Annotated in this window: 8 protein-coding genes; 1 reads left to right on the top strand and 7 read right to left on the bottom strand. The window is 34.6% G+C overall.

The window, feature by feature from the left end:
* Positions 1 to 6 precede the first annotated feature (6 nt).
* The 7 genes from GZH82_RS03795 to GZH82_RS03765 all read right to left on the bottom strand — a co-directional run bounded on the left by GZH82_RS03795 (position 7) and on the right by GZH82_RS03765 (position 9,721).
* Positions 7 to 927: an ABC transporter ATP-binding protein gene (locus tag GZH82_RS03795; RefSeq protein WP_162681382.1), complete on the bottom strand. Its 921-nt coding sequence runs from the start codon at positions 925 to 927 to the stop codon at positions 7 to 9.
* A 5-nt stretch (positions 928 to 932) separates the two neighbouring features.
* On the bottom strand, positions 933 to 2,123 hold the full coding sequence (locus GZH82_RS03790) for a glycosyltransferase family 4 protein (RefSeq protein ID WP_162681381.1): 1,191 nt from the start codon (positions 2,121 to 2,123) through the stop codon (positions 933 to 935).
* 11 nt (positions 2,124 to 2,134) lie between these two features.
* Entirely contained in the window at positions 2,135 to 2,944 is an 810-nt protein-coding gene (locus GZH82_RS03785; protein WP_162681380.1) for an ABC transporter permease, read from the bottom strand.
* Positions 2,941 to 4,809: a hypothetical protein gene (locus GZH82_RS03780; protein WP_162681379.1), complete on the bottom strand. Its 1,869-nt coding sequence runs from the start codon at positions 4,807 to 4,809 to the stop codon at positions 2,941 to 2,943. The genes GZH82_RS03785 and GZH82_RS03780 overlap by 4 nt, the downstream gene beginning before the upstream one ends.
* 12 nt (positions 4,810 to 4,821) lie before the next feature.
* Positions 4,822 to 7,383, bottom strand: a complete 2,562-nt coding sequence (locus GZH82_RS03775) for a glycosyltransferase (RefSeq protein ID WP_162681378.1) — start codon at positions 7,381 to 7,383, stop codon at positions 4,822 to 4,824.
* Positions 7,361 to 8,317: a hypothetical protein gene (locus GZH82_RS03770; protein WP_162681377.1), complete on the bottom strand. Its 957-nt coding sequence runs from the start codon at positions 8,315 to 8,317 to the stop codon at positions 7,361 to 7,363. The genes GZH82_RS03775 and GZH82_RS03770 overlap by 23 nt, the downstream gene beginning before the upstream one ends.
* A 129-nt stretch (positions 8,318 to 8,446) precedes the next feature.
* Positions 8,447 to 9,721 (bottom strand): nucleotide sugar dehydrogenase, encoded by a 1,275-nt coding sequence (locus tag GZH82_RS03765; RefSeq protein WP_162682990.1) that lies wholly within the window; start codon positions 9,719 to 9,721, stop codon positions 8,447 to 8,449.
* Between the two features lie 992 nt (positions 9,722 to 10,713).
* Here GZH82_RS03765 and GZH82_RS03760 point away from each other — a divergent pair.
* Positions 10,714 to 12,051 (top strand): SH3 domain-containing protein, encoded by a 1,338-nt coding sequence (locus tag GZH82_RS03760; RefSeq protein ID WP_238989637.1) that lies wholly within the window; start codon positions 10,714 to 10,716, stop codon positions 12,049 to 12,051.
* Positions 12,052 to 12,150 lie beyond the last annotated feature (99 nt).

Here is a 12,150-nt window from a genome sequence, read left to right as displayed (position 1 = left end):
TATATCTTATCCGAATAATTGAAAATACATGGCCGCGAACCAAGCTACTAAAGTGATACCAATAAATCCATGTGTCATTAACGAGACTTCTCGCTGTTGTGACAAAGTTGATTCGTCATAATTACCGACTTGTTGTTGCTTTAACTTCTCTTTTTTATACGCGACTTGTTCTGATTTAGTCATGCGTTTAATTTTTTGAACTAATGCATTATAACGTTTAATGACTGAACTCACATCATCATACACGACCATTTGACCGTAATGAATCCATAGCGCTTTATCACACATTTTGCGAATTTGACTTGCAGAATGAGAAACAAAAAAGATCGTTTTTCCTTCCTTTTGAAATGCCTTCATTCGCTCAATACATTTGTTTGAAAAGGTTTCATCACCAACAGATAGCGCTTCGTCCACTATTAAAATGTCGGGGTCTGTATGAATCGCTATAGAAAAGCCTAGTCTCGACTTCATCCCACTTGAATAAGATTTAAGCGGTTGATAGATGAATTCATCCAGTTCACTAAACTTCACGATTTCATCAAATTTCTCATTAATTTCTTTCGTGGACATGCCATGCATCAAACATTTGTAGCGTATGTTTTCTTCACCCGTAAAAGAGGGATTCAAACCTGCTCCTATCGCAATTAATGAAGGTTTACCCTCTGTATTGACTTTCCCATATGTTGGCATCACTACTTGACCTAATATGTTAGACAGTGTAGACTTCCCGGAGCCATTTAATCCTATAATGCCAACTGATGTGCCACGTTCTACTTTAAAGCTTACATCTTTTAAGGCATAGTAAGGTTTAAATGAATATGATTTTCCAAAAGTGAATAACGAGAGTAATTTGTCTTTTCTACTCCGGTTCAGATCATAAATTTTTGTCACATTTTCACATATTACATTATATTGCGTTTCTGTCATACCGTTCACTCCTTAAGGAAGCTAATTAATATTTTAATATTCTTTTCCCAGTTTAAAAATTGATCCCGATACTGTCTGACATTTTTCAATTGGGCTCCTAAATATGAAGGTGAATCTCTATAAGTTAAGATTTGCTCTAATAATACTTCAGGTGTCGCTTTCTTTTTAGCAAAACCCATTTGATAAGTATTGATATCTTCAGCCATCTTTCCACCTATATTAGTGACAGGAAGTGTATTGACCCCTATTGCATCTACAATCTTTCCAGGTAACACATTTAAAAACGTATCATTTTCATTTAAAATTGATAGTGCTACGTGATGTTTCGAAATTTCTTGAAGACACTGTTCACGACTCATGGCAGGTTTAAGCGTAACGTAATCTAAATGTTGAACAGCTTTTCTAAATTTTGGTGCTTTTACACCATACACAATCGCTGTAACATGAATTTGATTGTCATTCAGCCCTTTAAATAATTCGATTAAATGATTGACGTCTTGTGCGTAACCAATATTTCCAGTGTAAATCACATGGAATTCTGTATACTTTTCTTCGGTAAAACGCTCTGCTTCACTGACTGAATTAGGAATAAATTGAATCGGTTTATTTTTGTCTAACATATCCTGAATATGTTGCCGAAACCCTTCATTATTGATTACAATTTTATCCGCACGATGATACATCAACTGCTCTAGTCGCTTGAGTATAGGCCACGTCAATTTAAGATTAATACCTTTAATGCCATTCACACTATCTGGCCACAAATCACGGACCTCTAAAATATAATCTGGTCTTTTTGCTTTTTTCATAAACAACGTCGCCCAAGCTATAAAAATATTAGGGCTCGTGACATAAATATAGTCATAGTTATTTTTATGCTTGAAAATATAATATCTGACCCTCACATATTGCTCGATATAGTAAATGAGTCTTGCGAAGAGATTTTTATTTTGCTTTTCAAAAATCATCTGCATCCGCACAATCCTGTTATTTTCATAGCGATTAATCATTTCATCATCAAAATAACTTCGATCTTGAAACAACTCATGATTAGGATATGAAGGTTGCGTCGTTAAAACGTTTGTAATAACACTTTCCTTGGTAAAATGTTTGAACAACATTTTCATTCGATTCGCTGCTGAACCTAATTCGGGATAAAAGTTTTGTGTAATCATTAAGAGTTTTTTCGATTTCATATTTTAAGCCCCTATATATAATCTAGAATTCTCTTTCTGAATTTCATATGAATGACTGAACCAATTAAAATGAGTAAAAAAACCGTCATCCAAAAATAAATATGATCAGACCATGTCCCATACACAGCCGTTTGGTGATGAACGAATGCGGTGCGGTAAACACCCACAAGATATGCAAAAGGATTTAAGCTTGCTAACTTAGCTAAAATGCCATGTTGTTCCTCTAACACCCAAAATACCGGTGTCATAAAGAAGAGCATGCGAATAACATTTTGCAACAAATTTTTTGTATCTCTCACAATGACAGTCAGGGTGCTCATTATTAAAGAAATACCGAAAATGATGGAAAAAGATCCGATCAAAAAATAAATAAACCATACGTAATGCCACCACGGAACATAATGATTCACTAATGAAATGACAAACACGATACTTGTTGTAATCATTAAATTGATCATATTATTCGTTAGCGCAATCGATATAAAAATGGAAGAAGGAAATTTCATCTTAGCTAACAATCCAATATTTTTTTGAATCGCTGACGCACCGGAATTGATACCTTGAGAAATAAATAGCCAAGGAAATAAACCTGAGATTAAATGAACAATAAAAGGTACACCCATGATTGAGCTATTACTTCCCCTTAGCCCTAAACCAAACACAATATAGTAGATGGCCACTTGGAGAACCGGCTGCAAAATGTTCCAAAAGATACCTAAATAATGATTGGCATATTGACTCTTCATATTATAAATAGCTAATTTAAAAATTTTAGGTAAATTCGTGATTTGTTCTTTAAAGATTTCTATGATTGCTCTCATTCTATAACCTTCTTATGTAAATCAATTTCTTTAATTTGAAATTTAGCCGCTTCTATCCAAGAATGCTTATCGATATCTTTCCTCGATTGAACGAGAATAGTGAGTTGCGAATGCGGTGCGATAGTTTTCTCTATACTTTCATATCCTAAATCCACGATATCGTACTTCGCATGACCAATTGTGATAAAAATACGTGCTCGGCCTTTACGATTTTTATAAAATGTACGAATATCAATAGGTACGGCTTCATCGCGTTGATTTGTAATATTTAAACGATAAGCTTCATGTTCAAGAAACTTTTGATGATTCAACTTAAAATGAATACTTTGCTGCTCAAATGTTTGATCAAAATCTTGTGTATCGTAATCTAATTTTAATTCTTTTGCATTTTCTTGATTATTTTTATATACTTCAAATTGTTTTTCAAGGTCCTGGTATTGATTGTATAAATTTTTATCTGTATTAACCCCAAAAAAGTGAAGCAGCGGCCAACACTGGTCAATTACAGCTTTATGAAATGCATGCCGTTTTCGCTCCTCATAATCCATTTGCATCAATTGAAATAAAATGAAACGACAATGAATTAAGTTATAAACCTCCATGTAAGGGTCGCTTTCTTGAATAATGGCACTATGCCACCCATTCATTCTTGACTCTAGATACAAAACATCATAGGGATGATAGCCATTTTCTACACATGCGCTCATTTCATTTCTTGCTATAAATTGTGCGAATGCATGTTGAATCCATGATTTCTGTTTAATAGGCGACCATTTTTCTATATACGGGACATATGCCTCGATCTTGTCATATTGCTGTTCGACTTCTCTAGGTCTAATCCCTTTTGCTAGCTCAAAAACTGACGATTTCACATGCGATACGTTTTGAAATTGGTCATGTTGACTATAGTAATGAATCATATTTTCAGAATGACCGGATTCGTAATGTGCATATAAATCAGCCACTGCTTGATCTCCATCGTTATGATTAATGTTGAAAAAATGATGCTTTAAATGCAGTTGATCCACAAGAAAGTGCACCGCTTTTTGATCCATATCATATATTCTCTTTTGTGCACGCGTGACTTCCTGTTCATCCGTCTTTAAATACGTAAAAAATAACGTTTGCGGTAACTTGTCTTTCAATAGTGCAAGGGATACTCTTGAATCAGAGCCGCCTGTTAGTGACATCACAACAGGTCGGCCCATACGATAAATATAGGCCACCATCTCTCGCATCAACGGAATGGCTTGTTCGACAACGCGAGAGGTATCCAAGGTTTGATGCTGAACAATTGGATATATCCTTTTTAATGCATGCTCATTCAGTTCAAAACGCATATTCGCATTGAATTTATATATATTTTCATATTTGCTTAAATCAAGAAAGCCACGCATTTTGTCTGCTATGCGTCGTTCTTCTATACTGTAAATTTGTTGTAACAGTTGATGTAATAACTTTGAATGAGATGCATAAACCGGTTGCACATCATGGTAATACAATGAAAGAAATGAAGTCGCATCGTTATAAAAATACAGTTTATCTTCTAAAGCGATGAACAAACCGTATCTGCCATTGAAAAAAGACATTTCATTTAGAAAGGCATCAGAATCGACGGGATGTTGCAACAGATCACTTACAATCATATCAACCGACTTCATACTGTCCCTCACGTCTATCAACTCTCCAAGAATAAGGATTTGATAGCCTCGCACTGAAAAAGTGATATGACTCAAATCTGGCGTAAAATAAATCGTTTTTTGACTGATCTTTTGGCGATAGTAACCGTCTACTTCAAACGGTTGTTCATTTGGCAGTATAAAAAAACTTTTAGCAAAATTGATTAATTGTAAGTCATCGTACATCTGCCATCCCCCTTATCGCTGTTTCACTTCTTTTTTTAACGCCTTAATGTAATCGTCTAATTCAATATCTTGTGGTCGCTCATATTTTTCGTATAACTGATAAATATCTAAAAATCGTTGAATGGCTGCTGGTCGTTCTTCCGCTTTCACGATATCTAGACGAGGTCTGTACCAACCTTTCAGATACAAATTAAAACGCTGTTCCATATAGGCATCCATGAGTTGATGTTGCTCTAGAAAAGGAATGCGTTCCAGTTCGAGTTTATAGTACTTATCAAATAATTTTTTTGAAGTCGAGTTCGTGACTGATCCACTTACTGCAGCATAGTACATATGAATGGGCACTTTGATACCTAACACTTTTTTAGAATATAACATCAGTTCTTGAAAGAAGACGGTATCCTGCCCGGCAGCACCTTCCACCATTTTGATGTGATTGTTCTTAATCACTTCTGCTTTAATCATTAACGCTTGAATACTTTGAGCACGTAGGCCTGCCGTTTTAAGAAACTTTTTCGTATTTGTAATCAAAGGGTCATCATGATTATATTTTTTAATCGTGCCGTAATAATTAAAAACGGATCTTTTACGATTGTCTTCTTTAATAATGTTGCCTACTACCATATCGATAGAGGGATTTTCTTTTAATTTTTCATACAATTGCACATAGCCATCCCCTATCGCTTCATTATCAGGATCTAAATACGTAATATATGGCGTTGTTGCAAGTTCGACACCTTTATTACGTGGTCTCGAAGCACTACCTGAACCTGATTCAAATCGATAGTAAACGATATTCGGATATTTTCGTCTTAATCTTTGTATGACATGACGTGTTTCTTCGTCTGTAGAACCATCGTCCACAAAAATAATTTCAAAGCGGTCAAACATTGAAGAACGTCTCAAACTGCGCATACATTTATCTTCTAAATAACGTCCATTATTATGGATCGGAACAATCACACTGACTAAATCATTTTGACTTAAAATTTGTTTTTCATTGTCAAAGATTTCAGCATCATCTAATGTGTATCCGAATTTGAGCTCTCCAGACTGATAAGCTTGTACATCAAATAGCGTTAAATGTGGCTCATCATACGTCTCAGCATAGTCATGTACTTGGACGTCTGTGTTTAAAGTTTTTTGTACGAAATCGACATCGGTATAATAAAATGCACTGAGTAAATCAGCTAAGTAATATTCTTCATAAATGTAGTTGTCATCAAAAAAAGTCACAAAATCTAATTCATGTATGCGGTCGTTCAGTTCTTGTTCGGTTAATAAAATTTTCTTCACATTCATTTGACGTTGAAACATCTCTACTAGAGATTCTGTTCTTTCTCGTACGACGACACCAATGACAGGTTGGACAGCAGTGCTCGTTAATCCCATAAAGTTCGCAATTTCATTGATACGGTGATAAGTCGTATGTTCTAGCATCACATTTCGTATATTCTTCGCTTGAAAGGCTCTCAACTCGTGCTCCGAATACCGATTTAAAATAGGGCCGACATCCGATACATCATTCACCATCAACACATTAGGAAATTGATTGTTCACGCCGACTGAATAATTAGAAATCATCAAATTACCGAATGCTTGTAATTCAAAAACGCGATTGGCAAACATCGTGTCCGAATACTTGACTGAATTCACGTTGAGTGCCCATCTAAAAATCTTATGTACTTTCATCAGTTCATCATGACTTAACGGACCGGTCAGATAAGGTATATACTTGCTAGGGAATAAATAGCGTTCTCTTTCAAGGTGTAAATTACGGTCAAAAATCGTTAAATCGTTGCCACTTAAACTCAAACCATCAAACATACGTGCTAAATCTTTATTTCTTTGTGGATATTTTTTAGTCCAACTGCCGGCGAAAATGACGTTATCTTTATTTTTCGCCGCTTCATCGGTTCTCGTTCCAATCGGATTATGATAATGTGGATTCACCCCAAATTGTAAAACTTTCACATTTGTATTATTCGTGTATTCAATATAATCTTGAACCATTTCTTGTGCAGTCGTGAAAATATAATCACATTTTCGTGCAATATCTTTAAATAAATGGAAGTTGACGGGGTCTTCTTTAGAATAAAAGACTAACGGAATTTGACGCTCAATGAGTTCATCAAGTAATTGCATGAGATGTGCCCGCATTCTACTTTTAGGACTGGCGATACCTTGCCATGATGCATCAATCCCTCGCCATGTCGTCGCCACGATCACAAAGTCAAACTGCATTTTTTCAATTTCAGCATCACTCGGAATAAAAGTGATGTCCGCTGTATCTTTAAATGAATTGTATAAAAACTCATCTGCAATCATGCCAATTTGATACTGTGCTTTTTTCAAAATGCGAGAACCATTACTCGCTTTTTCTTTTTCTAATTCATCCTTAAACTGATGCATAAAGTCCAGTTTGCCATTTTTTTCTAGTAACTTTAAATACATCGCCACATCACTTGCATTTAAAGTTTCTTCTAATCGATTCAAACCGAGCAAATAATCCGTTTTAAGTAAATCAATAGCTTCCATCAATTGATTCTTTTTAGTTTGAGGTTGATTTGCCATGTGACTTCCCCCACTTTTTTCTCATATTCCAATATTTAATTTGTAACTGTCCTAATTTGGAGTTTTTTAAATTTTGGTATCGTTCATGGATATTGCTATGACCCTCAATTCCGTCAAGTTGTGCATTCAATCCTTGATTCATTTTGTCCTTCACTAACGCCGTAATGACATGTTTCGCTTGAAGTCTTTCTATTAAAAAATTATGAATGAGATCGTTCTTTTCTACTTCTTCGGTTGAACTATAATCAGGCAAAGTGCCTAAAATACGCTCAAGTTGTTGCGGATCGACATGCTTTAATTCAATCCAATAAACTTTTCCATTCTCTTCTAACTTGCCAATGCCTTTTTCTGGAAACAGCAACTTTAATTGAAAATCATCTTTAACATGAACATTTTCAGCTTTTGTCTTAAGACGACTTTCCAAAAACAATGCTGTCCCTTGCCCTAAGTTGACGTCTTCGTTTACATGATATCCCACATCAAGATCAGACGGTTTCATAAAGCCAACGAATCGCCTTTTTTGAAATAGCAGCTCATAAAATTCACCTTTATACTTCACCAAACCTTTAGACGTCAAAAATTTATTCTGGACATCTCGTGTAAAACTGTCCACGAACTGGTATGTAATATTTAATGCGTTTTGAACTCCTGTATTATTTTTCACAAAAACGATTTCATTTTGTTTATTGAACACATAATGGGAATGTTCCAACTTCACCCATCCAATTTCTCTTTGTCCTTTTAAATAACCGTGCAATTGACCTTCAATGATTCTCGTACTCAACACTAGATAAACTTTATAATTAAAAGCTTCTACTGTGCCGATTTCTTCTTTCAAATTGGCATCACTATATATAAATTGATGCCTCGGTTCATCTAAAAAAACGTTAAATAGAATTTGGTTTTCAATCATATATGCTTTTAAATCATCCATAAACTAACCTCTTAAAGTATATTTTTAAAGAAAAGTGAGCTTGTAGAAATCTAAACTCCAAAACACAACTTCGCTATTTAAAGATGATTTTTAGAAAGATTTCCAATACAAACTCACTTTATCTTCAAATTAAATTAATTGTTTTTGATTATCAAATGCATACAAATTACCATAGTTATAATATTGAACTGTCTCAAATTGGCTTTGAATGACATTTTTAGTATCAAAAATAACTTTATCCTTCATATTTACAAAATCGTTGTCAGTTAAATGTTTGAATTCTGAGTGGTCACTTAAAATCAACACAAGAGAAGCATCCGCAACTGCTTTTTGAATATCTTTCTCTACAAAATCAAGTTTGACATGCGGATCATACGTAACCACATCAAGATTCGACTCTTGACGCAACAATTCATAGATATCAAAAGCAGGTGATTCCCTGATATCATCTACATCCCCTTTATACGTTAAGCCAAACACTGCAATTTTATTTCCATTTAATTCACGCAACATATTTTTCGTTTTTTCCACCACATATTGTGGCATCGAACGGTTAATTTGACGCCCTGTTTGTATCAACGGAGAATTTTCAGGATCCTTCGCAATAATGAAATAGGGGTCTACAGCTAAACAATGTCCCCCTACACCTGGACCTGGCAAATGGATATTCACACGTGGATGTTTATTCGCCATTTCTATCACATCTAATACATTAATGTTTAAATGGTTACTAATCTTTGCTAGCTCATTCGCTAAAGCAATATTTAAATCACGATACGTATTTTCCATTAATTTACTCATTTCAGCAGTACGTGCATCAGTTTCAATCATTTCACCTTTCACAAATGTACTGTAAACACGTTTTCCTGCTTCGATACATGCAGGCGTCACGCCACCGATAATACGATTGTTGTACACAAGCTCCTCTAAGATCTTTCCAGGTAATACACGTTCTGGACAATGGACGAGATATAAATCTTCACCAATCGTAAACCCATGTTCTTCTAATAATGGCTTCACATGGTCGTCCATCGTTCTCGGTGCAATAGTCGATTCAACAATGACAGTATTGCCCTTTTTCAAAAATGGAATGATGCTTTTAGTTGCACTCATGACAATTGAAATGTCACAAGATTCGTATTGATCATCATTATTCGGTGTGGGTACTGCAATAATAAATGCGTCTGCCTCTACTGGGGTTTGTGACGCTTTGAATTTCCCTGTCGCTAAAACTTCCTCGTAGGCTTCCTGTAAACCTGGTTCTTCGATGTGAATTTGCCCATTGTTTAAACTCTTAACAGCTTCTTCATTAATATCTACACCTATGACGTCTACACCATGCTTTGCAAACATAATTGACGTCGGTAAACCAATGTAACCTAATCCTACAGTTGTGAGTTTCACTTTCATACACCTTTCTTCCATAGAAATTTTTGGAACGTTTCATTTATCAACAAAATTCAAAATGATCCCTCTTTTTGTTAAACGTGATTTCTATACTAATTTTTAAGTATATGAACTATGATTTCAATTAAAAATACAAAATTATCAATTATTTTACTATATTTTATAATTCGGCAAACATTAAACCAACAAAATTTACATATTCTTTACATTAGACTTAAAAAGCGAGATAAGGCGTAAATTTTATTTTAAGAAAAATGTGATGGTGTTTGCTTCCTAGGGGACTTGCCTCAACTAAATTTGGCTTGATTGAAATGTACACTTGAATGAAGCCAAATTGGATTTTCGGCTGCGTCTGATCCCTCAGGAGTCTCGTCCAGGTGGGCAATCTTACGTCAACGATAGAGAAAGCGTACAGATTTATAGATAACTACATTTTTCCTCTTGTCCATACGGCAATCTTGCTTTCGACATTTTAAAAAACATATTCTATGTAAAAATCACCCAATCATGTCAAAAAAGTTTGAGCCCTGTTAAAGCTAATTTTTTTATTTGGTATTCATTTCCAATATTAAGGGGTGTATTTCTGAAAAACAGTTGCTAGTAAAAGAAGGTGGAGTATTTAAAGAATTGAACAAAATGTTAAATATTATCCAATTTCCCCTATATCTTCGCCGTTCTATACAAGATCTGACTTTAACCACATGTACATTTTTTATTACACTAATGAATCATGCGCCTCCCTTTTAAAATGTGAAGAATGTTACTGTACCCGTCATTTTTCCTCCGTTTTTCTTAATAAAGTGAATTGACGAATGAATTTTCTCTTCTTTATAAAAAGTGCCTTAATCGGGATAAAATAAAATACTTTTTATAATGTAAATGCCTGCTTAATAAAACAATAAAATATATTTTACAATTTTATCTATATTTTTAATAAACGTTTGTTATTATTTAAATTGCAATGATTTCTATATTGAGGAGGAACATACATGAAAAATGGTTCAAAAGTTTTAAGAATGAGCATGAAAATAGGCATGGGGACAGTTCTTGTTATAGGGGGACTGTCTTTTATTAACAAAGATAACTTAGAAGATATACATTTTAAAAGTTTCTTATCAAAACATACAATGACAACAACATCGCTCTACCTTCTCAACATTTTTGAAAATCAAAATGCTTTTGCTGATACAGTAAATACGCATCGGTGGTCACAGGAAGATGCCTCACGTTACATACAAAATCATATCGGTGTGGGCGTGGATTTTGATGGGTATTATGGCTATCAATGTATGGACTTAGCGATAGATTATATGTATCAGTTATCGAATGGGAATGTTCGCTTAAATGGTAATGCCTACCAAGCGAAAAATAATGCATTAGGCAACTACGCTAAAGTTTATGCCAACACACCAAATTTTTTACCAAAACCAGGTGACATTGTCGTTTGGTATCCTAGATCATGGAATGCAAGTTATGGTCACATCGGTATTGTTAAAGAAGCGAATTTAAACCAGTTTACTTCTTTAGAACAAAATATTAGCGGAAACTTGTCATATGGAGAGGTTGGAAGATTAGCATCGCATCAATATACAGATGTAGCTTATTTTATCAGACCGAATTTCTCTAACGAATGGCCTCAACCTGATTCTTCTTATTCTGATACTGTTTTAAACCCTCAATCCGTAGTTAGTGACTGGATGAAGACGAGAAGTGGCATTACTTATAGACATGAAAATGGGCAATACACCGTAACAAGAAAAGAAGGCGCTGCAGTTTATCAAGCTCCTAATAATGATGGCAAACAGGTAACAAATTTGAAGCCGAGTACAAAGCTTAATTACGATTATAAATATGTTAATGATGGTTATGTATGGGTAAGTTTTGAGAAAAATCACCAACGTTATTATGTTCAAACAGGTTTTAGTGATGGAAAAATTGGATACAAAGTTGGAAGTAAGCCATTTGGTGCATTTACTAAAGTGAACTTCTCAGAATTAAGTTATTCAGATACACCTTATAATAGCAATGCAGTTACGAGCAACTGGCAAAAAACAAAATCAGGTGTCACAATGCGTTACGAAAATGGCAGATTTAAAGTAACCCATCAGAAAGGTGTGGCCGTATACTCTCAACCGAATAATGATGGAAAACAATTCGACACCTTGAAAAAAGGACAATATTTAATTTATGACTATAAATATGTTAACGACGGCTATGTATGGGTTGGTTTCGAAAAAAATGGAAAAAGATATTACGCACAAGTTGGTTATAGTGACGGAAAATATGGATATAAGCCTAATACTCAGCCATTCGGTCAATTTGATTAACTTATAACAATAATTAAATAACCGATATTAATGAGCTTGTCTTACTGCTTCGTGAACATGTCGGGTACTTACGGTTGCTTTGATGGTTTCACGTTCGCA

Origin of the sequence: Staphylococcus sp. MI 10-1553 (assembly GCF_010365305.1) — a bacterium.
Classification (GTDB): domain Bacteria; phylum Bacillota; class Bacilli; order Staphylococcales; family Staphylococcaceae; genus Staphylococcus.
Note: the sequence above shows the minus strand (reverse complement) of the source record. Positions and strands in the feature narration are given on the sequence as shown.